Source organism: Erwinia sp. E_sp_B01_1, from assembly GCF_036865545.1.
Taxonomy (GTDB): Bacteria; Pseudomonadota; Gammaproteobacteria; order Enterobacterales; family Enterobacteriaceae; genus Erwinia.
Genome location: NZ_CP142208.1, coordinates 4,461,459 through 4,479,630, shown reverse-complemented (window position 1 = coordinate 4,479,630; position 18,172 = coordinate 4,461,459). Strand labels below are relative to the sequence as shown.

The window sequence follows — 18,172 nt, the reverse complement described above, 5'->3', positions numbered from 1 at the left end:
AGCGCAGGGTGTGAAAACGCAGGGATCCACACCCTCACTGAATGTTTACTCTTGTTCCCTTCGCAGGTACTAACCTGATCAGGTTCCGCGGATCCCGAATTAACGGTCTCAGCCCCTTAGGGCACTCCGACAAGAAGAATTTTGCGGTACGCAGAGGCACCAGCAAAATGGCGGTGGTGAAAAGTTTCGCTCACCGCTTATAGCCCCTTCAGCATAAAGGGGCTTTTTTAAAACTGCAACATTTTCGTAACGTTAAGCGGGGCGGGCCAGGGCGTTATCATTCGCGGCGGCAAGATTAACGCCGTTTTTTTCCAGGGCCAGCTGAATAAATCTGTCTTCAAGGGTAAATCTGGCTTCCAGCGCTTCCCCCACGGACGACAAGGCAGTCTGGAACTCCAGATAGTTATCATGATCGATGGCGCATTCCAGATGCGAATCATAAACCTGCATAATCAGCTCGGTATTGGCCTGCAAAGAGGGGTAAATAATGGCGGCTCTGGCTAATTGCTCGCTGCCTTCCATCTCTTCGATAAAACGCTCATAAATTGTGAAGTGGCCTGTAGAAAGGTAATCCACTAACCCCTGGCAGAAATTATCCAGCGCGTTTTCGTCGAGCGTAGTCACTGATTCCTTGTTAGGCTTGATGCCAACCAGATGATAATAGGTAATCAGTAGCTGCTTGCGCGAGCGCAGGCAAAAGTCTACCAGGTCGCTACATCCGCCAACACGCGCGGTCAGGACTTCTAACTGGTTTAGCATGAGAAACTCCATGAGTGTAATTGTAAACTTTTCAAACCCAATCCAGTAATTCAGAAAGTCTGTAAGCTGAGGATGAGCAAATTTATGGCACGTGAGATAACAAGCGTAGACGTTGGCTGGTGGGTTGTCAGTCACGAACATAAACTTTGGTTACCAAAAGGTCAATTACCGTTCGGTAGCGCACAAGATTTAAACGTTGTGGGATCCCAGGGATCTTTAATCGGTGAATGGCAGGGCGATCCTGTCTTTTTGATCTCTGAAAATCGGGACAGCGGCATGGGATCGTTACGGCAGATCCTTGACCAGGATGTCGGCCTGTTTCAGCTTGCCGGGAAGGGGATTCAACTGGCGGAGTTCTACCGATCCCATAAGTGGTGCGGCTATTGTGGTCACGAAATGCATCACAGCAAAACCGAATGGGCCTGCCTCTGTCGCCACTGTCGCCAGCGTTATTATCCTCAAATTTCCCCCTGCATCATTGTTGCGATCCGTCGCGGAGAAGAAATTCTACTGGCCCAGCACACTAAACACCGTAACGGAATCTATACGGTGCTGGCGGGCTTTGTTGAAGTCGGCGAAACGCTCGAACAGGCGGTGGCACGTGAAGTGATGGAAGAGAGTGCGCTGAAAGTGAAAAATTTGCGCTACGTCTCCTCGCAGCCCTGGCCCTTCCCACAGTCGCTGATGGTGGCGTATCTGGCCGATTACGACAGTGGTGAAATCAATATCGATCCCAAAGAGCTGCTGGATGCGGGCTGGTACCGTTTTGATGCCTTACCGCAGTTGCCGCCTGCCGGAACCGTAGCCCGCCGCCTGATAGAGGACACGGTGGCGCTCTGCCGCGCCGAAGCCGAATGAATGATATACTGCGCGCCTGAATGAAAGAGAGCCCTGAAGATGAGTGAACTGAAGAACGACCGTTATTTGCGCGCCCTGCTGCGCCAGCCTGTAGATGTGACGCCAGTGTGGATGATGCGCCAGGCCGGTCGCTATCTGCCAGAGTACAAAGCAACCCGTGCAGTGGCCGGGGATTTTATGTCGCTGTGCAAAAATGCCGAGCTGGCCTGTGAGGTTACGCTACAACCGCTGCGTCGCTATCCGCTTGATGCGGCTATCCTGTTCTCGGATATCCTGACCATTCCTGATGCGATGGGATTAGGCCTCTATTTTGAAGCAGGTGAAGGCCCGCGTTTCTCCAACCCGATCACCTGTCGTGCAGACGTTGAAAAACTGCCCGTGCCGGATCCGGAGCAGGAGCTGGGCTATGTGATGAACGCGGTGCGTACCATCCGTAAAAATCTCAACGGCGAAGTGCCTCTGATCGGCTTCACCGGCAGTCCCTGGACGCTGGCTACCTACATGGTTGAAGGCGGCAGCAGCAAGGCCTTCACCAAACTGAAAAAAATGATGTATGCCGAGCCGGAAACCCTGCACCTGATGCTGGATAAACTGGCAGACAGCGTCACGCTTTACCTCAATGCTCAGATCCGTGCCGGAGCGCAGTCGGTGATGATCTTTGATACCTGGGGCGGCGTGCTGACAGGCCGTGACTATCTCGAGTTTTCGCTGCACTACATGCACAAAATTATCGATGGTCTGCAGCGTGAAAACGACGGCCGCCGCGTGCCGGTGACCATGTTCACCAAGGGCGGCGGACAGTGGCTTGAAGCGATGGCTGCCACCGGTTGTGATGCGCTGGGTCTGGACTGGACTACCGACATTGGCGATGCGCGTCGCCGCGTTGGCGATAAGGTGGCCCTACAGGGCAACATGGATCCGTCTATGCTTTACGCATCGCCCGCCCGTATTGAGCAGGAAGTCGCCTCTATTCTGGCCGGCTTTGGCAACGGCACGGGCCACGTATTTAACCTGGGTCATGGCATCCATCAGGATGTCCCGCCTGAAAACGCTGGCGTATTTGTGGAGGCAGTTCACAAACTTTCACGCCCTTACCATCAGGAGTAAACATGGATATTCAGGCATTAAAGCAGGAGCAGCTTGCACGCGCAGCAGAAGTAGTGCGTGAGGACGATTTTGATGTGATGCCTCCCCGATACATTGGCGGTGCCGATGTGGGGTTTGAACAGGGGGGACGTGACCCGCGCCGCCCTGGTCATCCTGGAATATCCTTCGTTAAAACTGGTTGAGCATCGTGTGGCACGTGTTGCCACCACCATGCCCTACATTCCCGGCTATCTCTCCTTTCGTGAATACCCGGCGCTGCTGGCTGCCTGGCAGCTACTGGAGCAAAAGCCGGATCTGCTGATGGTGGACGGGCAGGGAATTGCCCATCCGCGTCGTCTGGGTGTTGCCAGCCATTTTGGGCTGCTGGTGGATGTGCCGACATTAGGCGTAGCCAAGCGACGTTTGTGTGGCAAATTTGAGCCTCTCGATGAGACGCCAGGCACCACGCAGCCGTTAATGGATAAAGGCGAGCAGATTGGCTGGGTACTGCGCAGCAAGGCGCGTTGTAACCCTCTGTTCATCTCTACCGGCCATCGTATCCATCACACCACGGCCCTGAGTCTGGTAGAGAGCTGCCTGAAAGGTTATCGCCTGCCAGAACCCACTCGCTGGGCCGATGCGGTTGCTTCACAGCGGCCTGCTTTTGTCCGCTGGCAACAGATGGGTTAACGGTGTCGCCTGCCCCCTTTTCGGTTACACTGCAGGCCGCGCATTTTATGTTTAAGAGATCCCAACATGTTACGTAATCCGATTCACCTGCGGCTTGAGAAACTGGAAAGCTGGCAGCACGTTACTTTTATGGCCTGCCTGTGTGAGCGCATGTACCCCAACTACTGGGCGTTTTGCCAGCAAACCGGCTTTGGTGATGGCCAGATTTATCGCCGTATTCTCGATCTGGTCTGGGAAACGCTGGTGGTCAAAGATGCGAAGGTGAATTTTGACTCGCAGCTGGAGAAATTTGAAGAAGCTATCCCGGCTGCAGAAGATTACGATCTGTACGGTGTTTATCCCGCCATTGATGCCTGTGTGGCACTCAGCGAATTGCTGCACTCTCGTTTAAGTGGTGAAACGCTCGCCCACGCAATTGCCGTCAGCGAGTCCTCAATTACTTCTGTAGCGATGCTGGAAATGACTCAGGCTGAGCGGGAAATGACCGAGGAAGAGTTAAAAGTGAATCCCGCGGTGGAAGATGAATGGGACATTCAGTGGGAGATTTTTCGCCTGCTCAGTGCCTGCGAGGAAAGGGATCTCGACCTCATCAAAGGACTGCGATCTGACCTGCGGGAAGCCGGGATCAGCAACATCGGTATAAATTTTCAGCAGTAAGGCGATAAAACGTGACTTCAGGCCTGATTTGTAGCGCCTTAAGGCTTCACATTCGCCCCCAGTCTGGTCTACATTTGGGGGGCTGAAAAATGTGGCTATCGGTGCGTGTATGCAGGAGAGTGCCAGAACCTGGTTTTTCCCTCGCACTTGATGCTTAGCAAGCGATAAATACACTGTAAGGATAACTTATGAACAAGACTCAACTGATTGATGTAATTGCGGACAAAGCGGACCTGTCTAAGACCCAGGCCAAAGCTGCTCTGGAATCCACCCTGGCTGCGATTACTGAGTCTCTGAAAGAAGGTGATGCTGTACAACTGGTTGGTTTTGGTACCTTTAAAGTTAACCACCGTGCCGAGCGTACTGGCCGCAACCCGCAGACTGGTAAAGAAATCAAAATTGCTGCTGCTAATGTACCAGCGTTTGTTTCTGGTAAAGCACTGAAAGACGCTGTTAAGTCATAGTGTGACAGTGAAGAGTTTTAAACAGGGGGGCGTTAAGCCCCTTTTGTTATGGCTCTGCTGTTGCTGAATTTTCTGCCCTGGCTACCCCGGCTGCGGCAATCCCTCTCGCTATGTGTGATAATCACACCATGATACGAAGCCCGGTTACTTTCCCCACTCTGATTTTAATGCTGCTGATGCTGGCAGGTTGCAGCTCGCGTCCTGACATTCCTGACTTTACCGCCAGCGGTTATCTGGCCGACAGGGGAGCAGTAAGGATATGGCGCAAAGACAACCATCAGCACGCCAGCCATCTTGTGACGGTCTATACCCCCTTTACCGGCGGCACTGCTGAAACGACCGATTATCAATGGCAGCAGGACAAGCTGATCTCCATTGAACGGAAAAGCCAGGGTGAACACCCGGAAATCGTTACGCTACGTTTTGATCAGGATGGCAGCCTGAGTTTTATGCAGCGCCAGCTGGAAGGGCAACGTGAGGCGCTCTCACCCGATGCTGTGGCGTTATACCAGTTCGAGGCGGGGCGTATGCTGAAAATCAGTGACGATCTGCTGGAAGGGCGTGTGTGGCTTAAACAGGGCTACTGGTCACCTTCCGGTACGGTGACACTCTGTCAGGGCGGGGTGGAAAAGCCGACCTTTGATCGGTTCTTCACCAACTACATCACTCAGCATCAGCGTGAGTCCGGTAAACCAGTGAGCATTGCCTGGCTGGAAGCGCCCACAGGCACGCAGTTGATTCTGGTATCTGCCGACGATCAGTGCCGGACTGAGCCAAAAGCCGCTGATTTATAAATGAAGGGAGCAAGCTCCCTTCATTTATATACTGCTTCAGCTTTACGCGTTCAGGGCATCAGGACGATGCCCCTTAATGATTACTTGCGGCCAATCGCGCGGTAACCAATGTCCGTGCGGCAGAAGCTCCCTTCCCAGGAGATCGATTTCGCCAGCTCATAAGCATGTTTCTGAGCCGCAGCCACATCTTCGCCCAGGGCCGTAACACACAGTACGCGGCCACCGTTAGTGACCACCAGATCATCCTGCATTGTGGTACCAGCATGGAAGACTTTGCCATCCGGCGTCGCTTCCAGCGGCAGACCGTGGATCTGATCGCCCGTGCTGTAATCGCCAGGATAGCCTCCGGCAGCCAGTACCACACCCAGAGAAGGGCGAGGATCCCAGACGGAGTCTTTGGTGTTCAGCTTGCCTTCAACGGCGGCCAGGCAAAGCTCCACCAGATCTGACTGCAGACGCAGCATGATCGGCTGGGTTTCCGGATCGCCAAAGCGGCAGTTGAATTCAATCACCTTCGGCTGTCCGCTTTTATCGATCATCAGACCTGCATAAAGGAAGCCGGTATAGACGTTGCCTTCCGCAGCCATGCCACGCACGGTTGGCCAAATCACCTCGTCCATCACACGCTGGTGGATTTCACTGGTGACAACCGGGGCGGGGGAGTAAGCACCCATGCCGCCAGTGTTAGGGCCAGTATCGGCATCGCCCACTCGCTTATGATCCTGGCTGGTAGCCATAGGCAGAACGTTTTCACCATCCACCATCACAATGAAGCTGGCTTCTTCACCATCAAGGAACTCTTCAACCACGATACGGTGTCCGGCATCGCCAAAGGCGTTACCTGCCAGCATATCCTGGATCGCGTCTTCGGCTTCCTGCAGGGTCATTGCCACAATCACGCCTTTACCGGCAGCGAGGCCGTCGGCCTTGATGACGATAGGGGCGCCCTTGCTGCGGGTATAAGCCAGCGCAGGTTCAACTTCGGTGAAATTCTGGTATTCAGCAGAAGGAATGTTATGGCGGGCCAGGAAATCCTTGGTAAAGGCTTTGGAGCCTTCCAGCTGGGCTGCGGCCTGAGTGGGGCCAAAAATCTTCAGGCCAGCGGCACGAAAAGCATCAACCACGCCAATCACCAGAGGCGCTTCCGGCCCCACGATGGTCAGATCAATTTTTTCGCTCTGCGCAAAATTCAGCAGTGCCGGGATATCCGTTGCGTTGATCGCCACGTTTTGCAGGGCAGGCTCAAGTGCAGTGCCAGCATTACCAGGTGCAACAAAGACGGTTTCTGCCAGAGGGGACAATGACGCTTTCCAGGCCAGCGCATGTTCACGTCCACCATTACCAATCACTAAAATTTTCATTGTTCTTTCTGCTCCGTAATTAATGGCGGAAATGGCGCATGTCAGTGAAGATCATCGCAATGCCGTGTTCATCGGCGGCGGCAATCACTTCTTCATCACGAATAGAGCCGCCAGGCTGAATGACGCAGCTCACTCCGACTGCTGCAGCAGCATCAATACCGTCACGGAACGGGAAGAAGGCATCAGAAGCCATGGCGGAGCCTTTCACTTCCAGTCCTTCATCACCGGCTTTAATCCCGGCAATTTTTGCGGAGTAGACGCGGCTCATCTGGCCTGCACCTATGCCGATAGTCATATTCTCGCGGGCATAAACGATCGCATTGGATTTAACGAACTTAGCCACTTTCCAACAGAACAGCGCATCACGCAGTTCCTGTTCAGTAGGCTGGCGCTTGCTGACAACACGCAGCTGGCTTTCATCTACCATGCCAAGATCGCGGTCCTGCACCAGCAGGCCACCGTTGACGCGTTTGAAATCCAGGCCTTTCTGACGCTGCTGCCACTGACCACAGGTCAGCACGCGAACATTCTGTTTTGCAGCGGTAATCTTCAGCGCGGCTTCGCTGGCTGAAGGCGCGATAATCACTTCCACAAACTGGCGGCTGATGATGGCCTGCGCGGTGGCTTCGTCCAGTTCACGGTTGAAGGCGATGATGCCGCCAAAGGCCGAGGTTGGATCCGTTTTATAAGCACGCTCGTAAGCATCCAGAATTGAACCGCCTACGGCTACGCCACAAGGGTTAGCATGCTTGACGATCACACAGGCAGCCTCGGTGAACTCTTTCACGCACTCCAGCGCAGCATCCGTATCGGCGATGTTGTTGTAAGAGAGCGCCTTGCCCTGAACCTGCTGTGCAGTGGCAACAGAAGCTTCAGAGACATTCTCTTCTATATAGAAGGCAGCATCCTGATGGCTGTTTTCACCGTAGCGCATATCCTGCTTCTTAATGAAGTTCAGGTTCAACGTGCGAGGGAAGCGACCGGAAGGTTGTGTGGTTTCGCCGTGATAGGCTGGAACCAGACTGCCGAAGTAGTTGGCAATCATGCTGTCGTAAGCGGCCGTGTGTTCGAAAGCTTTAATAGCCAGGTCGAAACGGGTCTCCAGCGTCAGCGAGTTTTCGTTGGCATCCAGCTCAGCGATGATCGCCTGGTAATCACTGCTCTTGACTACGATAGCGACGTCTTTGTGGTTCTTGGCCGCTGAGCGCACCATGGTCGGTCCGCCGATATCAATATTCTCAACGGCATCTTCCAGAGAGCAACCTTCACGGGCAACCGTTTCAGCAAACGGATAAAGGTTAACGACCACCATGTCGATAGGGGAGATGCTGTGCTCCTGCATGATGGCATCGTCCTGACCACGGCGTCCTAAAATGCCGCCGTGCACTTTCGGGTGCAGAGTTTTGACGCGTCCATCCATCATTTCCGGGAAACCGGTGTAGTCAGAGACTTCGGTAACAGGAAGGCCAGCTTTCGCCAGCAGGCTTGCCGTGCCACCCGTAGAGAGCAGTTCGACACCGCGCTGAGAGAGCGCCTGAGCAAATTCGAGGATGCCAGCTTTGTCAGACACGCTGAGAAGAGCGCGGCGTACAGGACGAGGTTGTTGCATGAGGAGTATCCCTTGGCTTTGGTTCGCATAGATAAGATCGTTACCTCAAGCTTAGCCATTTTCTTTCTCTATATAGAAGAAGAATGGATTCGGCCTCAGGTAACGCCCTTAACAGAGGCAAATATTTTGCGGGGGCATTGTAGCGAAAACGTTTGCGTGGCGCTTGTCTAATTTAACGGAGGGGGTAATTTGTGGATAACGTTGTTGATAACTGCGTATAAACAGCCCTTTTGCTGGGGATTGCAGCGAACGCGCTATTTATCGCAATTTAGGGGTTGTCAGGGCTTCAGAACTCCCTATAATGCGCATCCATCAACACGGAACAACGGCTTAACAGTCACCGGGTTGAGAGGTTCAGGAAGCTGAACCGCCGGAGAAAAACTTCTGAAAAAGACGTTGACTCTGAAGGAGGATAGCGTAGTATACGCCACCTCGCAGTAAGTCGCCAAGGCGCTTACCGCACCGCTCTTTAACAATTTATCAGACAATCTGTGTGGGCACTCGCAGGATTGATATCAGCGTCTTTGGACGCAAAAAAATATCAAGCCTTAAGAGTGAACACATAATGAAATTCATTATGACGTTTTACACTTGAGCATCGCTGCACTTGTTGCAGCAAATCGAACTTTTAATTGAAGAGTTTGATCATGGCTCAGATTGAACGCTGGCGGCAGGCCTAACACATGCAAGTCGAACGGTAGCACAGAGAGCTTGCTCTTGGGTGACGAGTGGCGGACGGGTGAGTAATGTCTGGGAAACTGCCTGATGGAGGGGGATAACTACTGGAAACGGTAGCTAATACCGCATAACGTCTTCGGACCAAAGTGGGGGACCTTCGGGCCTCACGCCATCGGATGTGCCCAGATGGGATTAGCTAGTAGGTGGGGTAATGGCTCACCTAGGCGACGATCCCTAGCTGGTCTGAGAGGATGACCAGCCACACTGGAACTGAGACACGGTCCAGACTCCTACGGGAGGCAGCAGTGGGGAATATTGCACAATGGGCGCAAGCCTGATGCAGCCATGCCGCGTGTATGAAGAAGGCCTTCGGGTTGTAAAGTACTTTCAGCGGGGAGGAAGGCGATAAGGTTAATAACCTTGTCGATTGACGTTACCCGCAAAAGAAGCACCGGCTAACTCCGTGCCAGCAGCCGCGGTAATACGGAGGGTGCAAGCGTTAATCGGAATTACTGGGCGTAAAGCGCACGCAGGCGGTCTGTCAAGTCAGATGTGAAATCCCCGGGCTTAACCTGGGAACTGCATTTGAAACTGGCAGGCTAGAGTCTTGTAGAGGGGGGTAGAATTCCAGGTGTAGCGGTGAAATGCGTAGAGATCTGGAGGAATACCGGTGGCGAAGGCGGCCCCCTGGACAAAGACTGACGCTCAGGTGCGAAAGCGTGGGGAGCAAACAGGATTAGATACCCTGGTAGTCCACGCCGTAAACGATGTCGACTTGGAGGTTGTGCCCTTGAGGCGTGGCTTCCGGAGCTAACGCGTTAAGTCGACCGCCTGGGGAGTACGGCCGCAAGGTTAAAACTCAAATGAATTGACGGGGGCCCGCACAAGCGGTGGAGCATGTGGTTTAATTCGATGCAACGCGAAGAACCTTACCTGGCCTTGACATCCACGGAATTCGGCAGAGATGCCTTAGTGCCTTCGGGAACCGTGAGACAGGTGCTGCATGGCTGTCGTCAGCTCGTGTTGTGAAATGTTGGGTTAAGTCCCGCAACGAGCGCAACCCTTATCCTTTGTTGCCAGCGAGTAATGTCGGGAACTCAAAGGAGACTGCCGGTGACAAACCGGAGGAAGGTGGGGATGACGTCAAGTCATCATGGCCCTTACGGCCAGGGCTACACACGTGCTACAATGGCGCATACAAAGAGAAGCGACCTCGCGAGAGCAAGCGGACCTCATAAAGTGCGTCGTAGTCCGGATCGGAGTCTGCAACTCGACTCCGTGAAGTCGGAATCGCTAGTAATCGTAGATCAGAATGCTACGGTGAATACGTTCCCGGGCCTTGTACACACCGCCCGTCACACCATGGGAGTGGGTTGCAAAAGAAGTAGGTAGCTTAACCTTCGGGAGGGCGCTTACCACTTTGTGATTCATGACTGGGGTGAAGTCGTAACAAGGTAACCGTAGGGGAACCTGCGGTTGGATCACCTCCTTACCTGAAGATACTTTCCCGCGCAGTGTCCACACAGATTGTCTGATGAAAAAGTAACGAGCAGAAAAAAAACCTCTACAGGCTTGTAGCTCAGGTGGTTAGAGCGCACCCCTGATAAGGGTGAGGTCGGTGGTTCAAGTCCACTCAGGCCTACCAAATTTCATCTCATGCGGCGTTATGCGCGCGGTCGTTTACGAAAGGTAAACTTCCCTTCCGCATGCCTTGCCTGAGAAGAAATTACATTTTTTCGTAAGAAAAAGAATGTAAGCGGTCGGAAGAAACGGTTATTCACGTCAGTGAAGAACAGCCTCCGGTTGAGTGGTAGTAGATGGTCTCTGCAGTAACTGTATGGGGCTATAGCTCAGCTGGGAGAGCGCCTGCCTTGCACGCAGGAGGTCAGCGGTTCGATCCCGCTTAGCTCCACCATACAGTTCACTAAAAAATACTTCAGAGCGTACCGGCAACGGTGTGCTGCGAAGTATTATGCTCTTTAACAATCCGGAACAAGCTGAAAATTGAAACGACGCGTCGTTTTCATTCTCCGTAATAAGAATGAAATTTACGACGTGGTCGAGTCTCTCAAATGCCCGCAACAGCTCGTGTCCTCCGGGACGCTTGTGGGTTGTGAGGTTAAGTGACTAAGCGTACACGGTGGATGCCTAGGCAGTCAGAGGCGATGAAGGGCGTGCTAATCTGCGATAAGCGTCGGTAAGGTGATATGAACCGTTATAACCGACGATACCCGAATGGGGAAACCCGGTGCACTTGTGCATCATTGCATGGTGAATACATAGCCATGCAAGGCGAACCTGGGGAACTGAAACATCTAAGTACCCAGAGGAAAAGAAATCAACCGAGATTCCCCCAGTAGCGGCGAGCGAACGGGGAACAGCCCAGAACCTGAATCAGTTTGTGCATCAGTGGAAGCGTCTGGAAAGTCGCAGGGTACAGGGTGATACTCCCGTACACGAAGATGCACTTACTGTGAGTTCGATGAGTAGGGCGGGACACGTGACATCCTGTCTGAATATGGGGGGACCATCCTCCAAGGCTAAATACTCCTGACTGACCGATAGTGAACCAGTACCGTGAGGGAAAGGCGAAAAGAACCCCGGCGAGGGGAGTGAAACAGAACCTGAAACCGTGTACGTACAAGCAGTGGGAGCACCTTCGTGGTGTGACTGCGTACCTTTTGTATAATGGGTCAGCGACTTATATTCTGTAGCAAGGTTAACCGTATAGGGGAGCCGCAGGGAAACCGAGTCTTAACTGGGCGTTAAGTTGCAGGGTATAGACCCGAAACCCGGTGATCTAGCCATGGGCAGGTTGAAGGTTGGGTAACACTAACTGGAGGACCGAACCGACTAATGTTGAAAAATTAGCGGATGACTTGTGGCTGGGGGTGAAAGGCCAATCAAACCGGGAGATAGCTGGTTCTCCCCGAAAGCTATTTAGGTAGCGCCTCGTGAACTCATCTCCGGGGGTAGAGCACTGTTTCGGCTAGGGGGCCATCCCGGCTTACCAACCCGATGCAAACTGCGAATACCGGAGAATGTTATCACGGGAGACACACGGCGGGTGCTAACGTCCGTCGTGAAGAGGGAAACAACCCAGACCGCCAGCTAAGGTCCCAAAGTCATGGTTAAGTGGGAAACGATGTGGGAAGGCACAGACAGCCAGGATGTTGGCTTAGAAGCAGCCATCATTTAAAGAAAGCGTAATAGCTCACTGGTCGAGTCGGCCTGCGCGGAAGATGTAACGGGGCTAAACCATGCACCGAAGCTGCGGCAGCGACGCTCAGGCGTTGTTGGGTAGGGGAGCGTTCTGTAAGCCGTCGAAGGTGGACTGTGAGGTCTGCTGGAGGTATCAGAAGTGCGAATGCTGACATAAGTAACGATAAAGCGGGTGAAAAGCCCGCTCGCCGGAAGACCAAGGGTTCCTGTCCAACGTTAATCGGGGCAGGGTGAGTCGACCCCTAAGGCGAGGCCGAAAGGCGTAGTCGATGGGAAACAGGTTAATATTCCTGTACTCGGTGTTACTGCGAAGGGGGGACGGAGAAGGCTATGTTGGCCGGGCGACGGTTGTCCCGGTTTAAGCGTGTAGGCTTGAGTTCCAGGCAAATCCGGAACTCTTTAAGGCTGAGGCGTGATGACGAGGCACCACGGTGCTGAAGCAACAAATGCCCTGCTTCCAGGAAAAGCCTCTAAGCATCAGGTAACACAGAATCGTACCCCAAACCGACACAGGTGGTCAGGTAGAGAATACCAAGGCGCTTGAGAGAACTCGGGTGAAGGAACTAGGCAAAATGGTGCCGTAACTTCGGGAGAAGGCACGCTGGCGCGTAGGTGATGGGACTTGCTCCCGGAGCTGAAGCCAGTCGAAGATACCAGCTGGCTGCAACTGTTTATTAAAAACACAGCACTGTGCAAACACGAAAGTGGACGTATACGGTGTGACGCCTGCCCGGTGCCGGAAGGTTAATTGATGGGGTTATCCGCAAGGAGAAGCTCTTGATCGAAGCCCCGGTAAACGGCGGCCGTAACTATAACGGTCCTAAGGTAGCGAAATTCCTTGTCGGGTAAGTTCCGACCTGCACGAATGGCGTAATGATGGCCAGGCTGTCTCCACCCGAGACTCAGTGAAATTGAACTCGCTGTGAAGATGCAGTGTACCCGCGGCAAGACGGAAAGACCCCGTGAACCTTTACTACAGCTTGACACTGAACATTGAGCCTTGATGTGTAGGATAGGTGGGAGGCTTTGAAGCGTGGACGCCAGTCTGCGTGGAGCCAACCTTGAAATACCACCCTTTAACGTTTGATGTTCTAACCTGGCGCCGTGATCCGGCGTGGGGACAGTGTCTGGTGGGTAGTTTGACTGGGGCGGTCTCCTCCTAAAGAGTAACGGAGGAGCACGAAGGTTAGCTAATCACGGTCGGACATCGTGAGGTTAGTGCAATGGCATAAGCTAGCTTGACTGCGAGAGTGACGGCTCGAGCAGGTGCGAAAGCAGGTCATAGTGATCCGGTGGTTCTGAATGGAAGGGCCATCGCTCAACGGATAAAAGGTACTCCGGGGATAACAGGCTGATACCGCCCAAGAGTTCATATCGACGGCGGTGTTTGGCACCTCGATGTCGGCTCATCACATCCTGGGGCTGAAGTAGGTCCCAAGGGTACGGCTGTTCGCCGTTTAAAGTGGTACGCGAGCTGGGTTTAGAACGTCGTGAGACAGTTCGGTCCCTATCTGCCGTGGGCGCTGGAAGATTGAGAGGGGTTGCTCCTAGTACGAGAGGACCGGAGTGAACGCACCACTGGTGTTCGGGTTGTCATGCCAATGGCATTGCCCGGTAGCTAAGTGCGGAAAAGATAAGCGCTGAAAGCATCTAAGCGCGAAACTTGCCTCGAGATGAATCTTCCCTGGGCCTTTAAGGCCCCTGAAGGGACGTTGAAGACTACGACGTTGATAGGCCGGGTGTGTAAGCGCAGCGATGCGTTGAGCTAACCGGTACTAATGACCCGTGAGGCTTAACCTTACAACACCAGAAGCGTTCTGGTGGGCGTCTGAGAGACGCACCGATTTTCAGCCTGTTCGATAACGGATTGATTTGCGTGGCCTGCGAGGGCGGCGTGAACAACAGAATTTGCCTGGCGGCTTTAGCGCGGTGGTCCCACCTGACCCCATGCCGAACTCAGAAGTGAAACGCCGTAGCGCCGATGGTAGTGTGGGGTCTCCCCATGCGAGAGTAGGGAACTGCCAGGCATCAAATCAAGCAATAACCCCGACCGCAAGGCCGGGGTTTTTTGCGTCTGCGCGCGATGAAAATCCGGCCAGTATTACCCGAGATTCAGGTCCGGGCCCGGCGAAGACCGGCGTGACCGGTGAAAAAGTGCAAAGAAAAAGGCCCCGCGCTGACGCGCCGGGCCTTTTCTTATGCAAAATCAGCTACCTTTCAGCAATACCTGACTTAACGTCAGTAAACTAAGTGCCCGATCGCGCTGACGCACATACTGGGTAGTCATTGCCAGAAAAGTCAGTGGAGAAGTTGTCTGTTGCCGCTGCTCTCGCAGTATTTGCAGGCCCGGAAAGGCACCTCCCCGGTAGCTACGATCGTAATGGAAATCATCTGTCGAACTGTAGCGAACCCGATGTAAAACTCCAACCAACTGATTAATAACGTTAAATTCAGGCGTCCAATTCCCGTTGTTCATTGCTGAGATTTGCTGCTCCAGGCTCATCAGCTTCTCTCTAATCTCAGAAAGATCAAACTGTGCATCCAGACTGCTCTGCAGATTATCCAGCTCCTCAAGCAATTTCCTCAGATAATGAGCAGGATCAACAGGCAGCTGTTCCTGATATAAAAGCTCGTTCAGCCACCCGATATGGATTTGGCAGTCACGCCATAAAATAGCTTCATCCACTTTATTCAGGGTATCCTCTTCGGTATGCCACCACCAGCCGCCACCGCTACCCGGCGACTGGCTGGTTCGGATTTCGGCTTCTTCACGAAAAGCGAAATGCAGTGGAATACCACAGCCCCAGAAAGATTGATCGCCACCTTTTCCCAATGGGGTAATGCGTCTTATCTCTTTACCCGTGATTTGAAGCACAGCTCGTTGCAAAAATGCAATATTCTCTGCTCCACTGGCATTGACCACCACTTCAGTCGCCCCTTTACAACCGGGAGAATCGACATTGATATGTGCCACGCAATGCTGTTGTAAACTCTGTCGGTAGCGATCGGCATACCATGCTGAACCCCCGTAACGCGCATTAGAGTGACCAGGCCACCAGGCGATACGTAGCCCGCGTTTGAGCTGAGACTGGTGATGAAAATGGGCAGCCACGGCCAGGCAAAGTGCATTGCCAGTAGCATTGTCAGTCATGCCCTGATGCCATGAATCATAATGACTGGAGAGAAGAACATACTCATCAGTTTCACCAGGTATCTCCAGCACTGGCAGGCTACAGCTTGCAACATGCTCATTCAGCGTAGTGCTGATCTTTGCCAGAACGGGCTGGTTTTGCTTATCAATAATATCCAGTAATAACTGGCCCTGATGATGGGTCACTGAGATAACGGGCAGGGAAGGATAAAGAGCCAGGTCGTCCGGAACCGGTGTGCCCCAGACTGGTCCCACGGTCTCTTCATGCAGAGCCTCTTCAGCCGATCCCCAGATATGGACCAGCCCCACAGCGCCGGCCCGGACCAGACGCTGTACATACTCTTCAAATCCCTGATCGGCGATAACGATCCTGCCGCGTACCGCCGATTCCCACGCATTACGATCGCTATCGGCTATCATCTGGAGTGAGCGCTTATCATAGAAAAGTGGCGCACTGATGCCTTCAGGAACGCTGGCCGAAAATGAGCGAGTTTTGGCAAGTCCCTGCCACTGAGGGAAGTCCGGCAGCACCAGCGAACCAGCGATCGGGTCGCTAAGGTAAAGCTGACAGGTTTTCCGCTCGGGGGAGAGGCCTGCTTCCTGCAACTGGCGGATCAGCTCATCAACAGCCTGCTCCGCCTCATCACTTCCGGAAAGGCGGGGCATGTGCTGAAAAGCCCCCAGCAGTTTGCCCATTAGCGGGACAAGCGTAGCCTGGTCAGGATCACTGGGCAGTGGCCACATCTGCACTCTCCGTCCGGGTAACTTTCATTGCGATATCGCCAAAATAGTGCTGTTTAATCTTCTGCCAGGTGCCATCAGCCATGATTTTTGCCAGCCCCTCATTCAGCATCTTCTGCGTTTTCTCATCACCTTTACGGATTCCATAGGCTGACCCGATGCTAAACAGGACATCGTCACGGACTTCCGGACCGGTCAGCGCAAAATCTTTCCCTTCAGGTTTTTGCAGGAAACCAAAAGCTACTGCAACAGCCGGACTCAAAGCGCCATCAAGCCGACCTGCGCTCAAATCCTGATAAATAACATCCTGGTCGGGATAGGTTTTGATCTCCACGCCCTCAGGTGCCCAATACTTATTGGCATACATCTCCTGTATTGATCCCTGCTGTACCGCAATATTTTTACCCTTAAGGGATGCTGGTGTGGGCTGCAAATCAGAGCCTTTACGTGCGACCAGTTGGGAGGGAACGTGATAAATGAAGTTACTGAAATCTATCGATTTCTTACGCTTTATTGTGGCGCCCAGCGGAGAGATGAAATCCACTTTCTTTGCCATCAGGGAAGGGATTTCCGCGTCAAAACTGCTGACGACGTACTCACACTTTACCGCAATGGCCTTACATACCGCGTTGGTGATATCAATCTCAAAGCCGGTTGGTTTACCATTCACATCCCGATACTGGAAAGGAGGATAGGTCAGATCGGCACCTACACGAAGTGTTTGCCCTGCTGCCAGCGCAGAGGAACAACAGAGGGCCAGCGTTGCCAGCATCACTACACGGGATTTGATCATTGTTTATCTCCTGCTGAAACAGTTTGTGATTGCCACTGGATAAATTCGTTTTTCACCGCCGCCAGCTTTTCGTCGTCATGGCATAAATCATAGGCCGTCATAGCCAGCGCTTTGGCTGCTGTCAGCATTGCTTTGAGGCCTGTAGCAGAACCGGCGGCATCAGCGAATTCAGGGGTGTGAGGCGTAACATCACCGATACGCAGATAAGGATGGATAGCTGCTGTAATCTGACTGACGTTACCGATATCCGAAGAACCAACACCGCCACTTGTCGGAGGGTCATAGCACGTCTCCCCCAGATGCATCATGTTTCCGGTAAAGCATGCAGCCAGGGCAAGATTATTATTACGCTCGGCGTAAATCAGTCCCTCTTCAATCTCCAGCCGTGCACCGCTCATTTCCGCTGCGCCTTTGGCAGCAGCATAAACTTTACGGCGAACTTCGCTCAGGCCCGCCACCGTCGCAGCGCGAAGGATAAATTTGGCTTCAGCAAAAGCCGGCACGATATTCGCAGCGCTGCCCCCCTGGGTTATGACCCCGTGTACACGGACATCATCAGTAAAGAACTGGCGCAGGGCGTTAATACCATTGAAGGTGTGGATGACCGCATCCAGCGCGCTGATGCCCAGTTGTGGCGCAGACGCCGCATGCGAAGCCTTACCATAAAATTTGAACGTGGAGTCGTGGCAGGCCAGGGCTCCACGCACCACCATATTTTTCTCTCTGGGATGGAACATCATGACGGCATCGACATCATCAAATACCTTTTTTTCAACCATGATGATCTTACCGCCGCCATCCTCTTCTGCCGGAGTGCCGATAACCTCTATGCGGCCATTGAATTCAATGCCGGCACTCTTTAACGCCAGTGCAGCGGCAACCGAAGCGGTGCCAATCAGGTTGTGGCCGCAGGCATGCCCCAATCCAGGCAGCGCATCATATTCCGCCAGAAATGCGATAGTCGGCCCGCCGGTACCCTGCTTCCAGCTCGCGCGAAAAGCCGTCTCAAGTCCGCCAGTCCCGGTTTCAATGGTGAACCCCCCTGACGCAGAGGCTGGATAAGCTCCGCCGCAGAGCGGTGCTCTTCAAAACTGACTTCCGGATGCTGATGCAGGCTTAATGCCAGTGCCTGCATGGCGGACCCGCTCTGTTCAACTGCATAAATAATTTTATCTTTCTGCGCGCTTATGGTGCGTTCAGGCATTGTACTTCCCCATCCAGGTGCAATTAATTTATTTAAAATTAGCTAGTTATACATATATAGGCCTTTTTTTGTTCTATTCCCAATTGAGCTTTTTTATGGCTTGCA

At 53.2% G+C, this 18,172-nt stretch carries 11 protein-coding genes, 2 tRNA genes, 3 rRNA genes, 1 pseudogene and 1 riboswitch; of the genes and pseudogenes, 11 read left to right on the top strand and 6 right to left on the bottom strand.

All coding sequences use genetic code 11. From position 1 onward, the window contains the following. Positions 1-38 precede the first annotated feature (38 nt). Positions 39-139: riboswitch (TPP riboswitch) on the bottom strand. A 113-nt stretch (positions 140-252) separates the two neighbouring features. After that, complete coding sequence (rsd, locus tag VRC33_RS20780) at positions 253-759, bottom strand: sigma D regulator (protein WP_338559053.1); 507 nt, start codon at positions 757-759, stop codon at positions 253-255. 84 nt (positions 760-843) lie between these two features. On the opposite strand from rsd, the gene nudC reads away from it, so the two are divergent. From nudC to VRC33_RS20750, 6 genes and pseudogenes are all read left to right on the top strand, one after another. After that, positions 844-1,617, top strand: a complete 774-nt coding sequence (gene nudC, locus VRC33_RS20775; protein WP_338559050.1) for an NAD(+) diphosphatase — start codon at positions 844-846, stop codon at positions 1,615-1,617. 39 nt (positions 1,618-1,656) lie between these two features. Beyond that, positions 1,657-2,724 carry a uroporphyrinogen decarboxylase gene (gene hemE, locus VRC33_RS20770; protein ID WP_338559048.1) on the top strand — a complete coding sequence of 356 codons (1,068 nt, stop codon included), beginning with the start codon at positions 1,657-1,659 and terminating at the stop codon, positions 2,722-2,724. A 2-nt stretch (positions 2,725-2,726) separates the two neighbouring features. Beyond that, a pseudogene (nfi, locus tag VRC33_RS20765) lies at positions 2,727-3,393 on the top strand (deoxyribonuclease V). 66 nt (positions 3,394-3,459) lie between these two features. Continuing rightward, positions 3,460-4,050, top strand: coding sequence for a YjaG family protein (locus VRC33_RS20760; RefSeq protein WP_338559046.1), 591 nt, complete (start codon positions 3,460-3,462; stop codon positions 4,048-4,050). Between the two features lie 188 nt (positions 4,051-4,238). Continuing rightward, positions 4,239-4,514, top strand: coding sequence for a nucleoid-associated protein HU-alpha (hupA, locus tag VRC33_RS20755; protein WP_013200312.1), 276 nt, complete (start codon positions 4,239-4,241; stop codon positions 4,512-4,514). Between the two features lie 128 nt (positions 4,515-4,642). Beyond that, a complete protein-coding gene (locus VRC33_RS20750) occupies positions 4,643-5,308 on the top strand; it encodes a DUF1481 domain-containing protein (RefSeq protein ID WP_338559038.1) in 666 nt (221 codons plus the stop codon). Between the two features lie 80 nt (positions 5,309-5,388). Here VRC33_RS20750 and purD read toward each other — a convergent pair whose 3' ends face one another. Beyond that, entirely contained in the window at positions 5,389-6,669 is a 1,281-nt protein-coding gene (gene purD / locus VRC33_RS20745; protein WP_338559035.1) for a phosphoribosylamine--glycine ligase, read from the bottom strand. A gap of 19 nt (positions 6,670-6,688) precedes the next feature. Next, positions 6,689-8,278 carry a bifunctional phosphoribosylaminoimidazolecarboxamide formyltransferase/IMP cyclohydrolase gene (gene purH / locus VRC33_RS20740; protein ID WP_338559033.1) on the bottom strand — a complete coding sequence of 530 codons (1,590 nt, stop codon included), beginning with the start codon at positions 8,276-8,278 and terminating at the stop codon, positions 6,689-6,691. A 629-nt stretch (positions 8,279-8,907) separates the two neighbouring features. Between purH and VRC33_RS20735 the strand changes: the two genes are divergently transcribed. The 5 genes from VRC33_RS20735 (at position 8,908) to rrf (ending at position 14,205) form a co-directional block, all read left to right on the top strand. Beyond that, positions 8,908-10,448: ribosomal RNA gene (locus VRC33_RS20735) — 16S ribosomal RNA — on the top strand. Positions 10,449-10,524: 76 nt separating this feature from the next. Further along, positions 10,525-10,601, top strand: a tRNA-Ile gene (locus tag VRC33_RS20730). 194 nt (positions 10,602-10,795) lie between these two features. Beyond that, positions 10,796-10,871 (top strand) — tRNA-Ala (locus tag VRC33_RS20725). Positions 10,872-11,073: 202 nt separating this feature from the next. Next, a 23S ribosomal RNA gene (locus VRC33_RS20720) occupies positions 11,074-13,978 on the top strand. Between the two features lie 111 nt (positions 13,979-14,089). Further along, a 5S ribosomal RNA gene (gene rrf, locus VRC33_RS20715) occupies positions 14,090-14,205 on the top strand. Together the 16S, 23S and 5S rRNA genes with 2 tRNA genes alongside form the textbook arrangement of a ribosomal RNA operon. A gap of 179 nt (positions 14,206-14,384) precedes the next feature. Here rrf and VRC33_RS20710 read toward each other — a convergent pair. The 3 genes from VRC33_RS20710 to VRC33_RS20700 are packed head-to-tail and all read right to left on the bottom strand — an operon-like array spanning position 14,385 to position 17,894. Then, a complete protein-coding gene (locus VRC33_RS20710; protein WP_338559030.1) occupies positions 14,385-16,073 on the bottom strand; it encodes a M28 family peptidase in 1,689 nt (562 codons plus the stop codon). Next, positions 16,054-16,863, bottom strand: a complete 810-nt coding sequence (locus VRC33_RS20705) for a transporter substrate-binding domain-containing protein (RefSeq protein WP_338559027.1) — start codon at positions 16,861-16,863, stop codon at positions 16,054-16,056. The genes VRC33_RS20710 and VRC33_RS20705 overlap by 20 nt, the downstream gene beginning before the upstream one ends. Next, positions 16,860-17,894: a M20 family metallopeptidase gene (locus VRC33_RS20700; RefSeq protein WP_338577009.1), complete on the bottom strand. Its 1,035-nt coding sequence runs from the start codon at positions 17,892-17,894 to the stop codon at positions 16,860-16,862. The genes VRC33_RS20705 and VRC33_RS20700 overlap by 4 nt, the downstream gene beginning before the upstream one ends. Between the last annotated feature and the right edge of the window lie 278 nt (positions 17,895-18,172).

Bases quoted from the DNA above. Each gene is read 5' to 3' on its own strand.
- nudC (WP_338559050.1), top strand. From the start codon at position 844: ATGGCACGTGAGATAACAAGCGTAGACGTTGGCTGGTGGGTTGTCAGT.
- VRC33_RS20760 (WP_338559046.1), top strand. From the start codon at position 3,460: ATGTTACGTAATCCGATTCACCTGCGGCTTGAGAAACTGGAAAGCTGG.
- VRC33_RS20705 (WP_338559027.1), bottom strand. From the start codon at position 16,863: ATGATCAAATCCCGTGTAGTGATGCTGGCAACGCTGGCCCTCTGTTGT.
- purH (WP_338559033.1), bottom strand. From the start codon at position 8,278: ATGCAACAACCTCGTCCTGTACGCCGCGCTCTTCTCAGCGTGTCTGAC.
- rsd (WP_338559053.1), bottom strand. From the start codon at position 759: ATGCTAAACCAGTTAGAAGTCCTGACCGCGCGTGTTGGCGGATGTAGC.
- hupA (WP_013200312.1), top strand. From the start codon at position 4,239: ATGAACAAGACTCAACTGATTGATGTAATTGCGGACAAAGCGGACCTG.
- VRC33_RS20710 (WP_338559030.1), bottom strand. From the start codon at position 16,073: ATGTGGCCACTGCCCAGTGATCCTGACCAGGCTACGCTTGTCCCGCTA.
- VRC33_RS20750 (WP_338559038.1), top strand. From the start codon at position 4,643: ATGATACGAAGCCCGGTTACTTTCCCCACTCTGATTTTAATGCTGCTG.
- purD (WP_338559035.1), bottom strand. From the start codon at position 6,669: ATGAAAATTTTAGTGATTGGTAATGGTGGACGTGAACATGCGCTGGCC.
- hemE (WP_338559048.1), top strand. From the start codon at position 1,657: ATGAGTGAACTGAAGAACGACCGTTATTTGCGCGCCCTGCTGCGCCAG.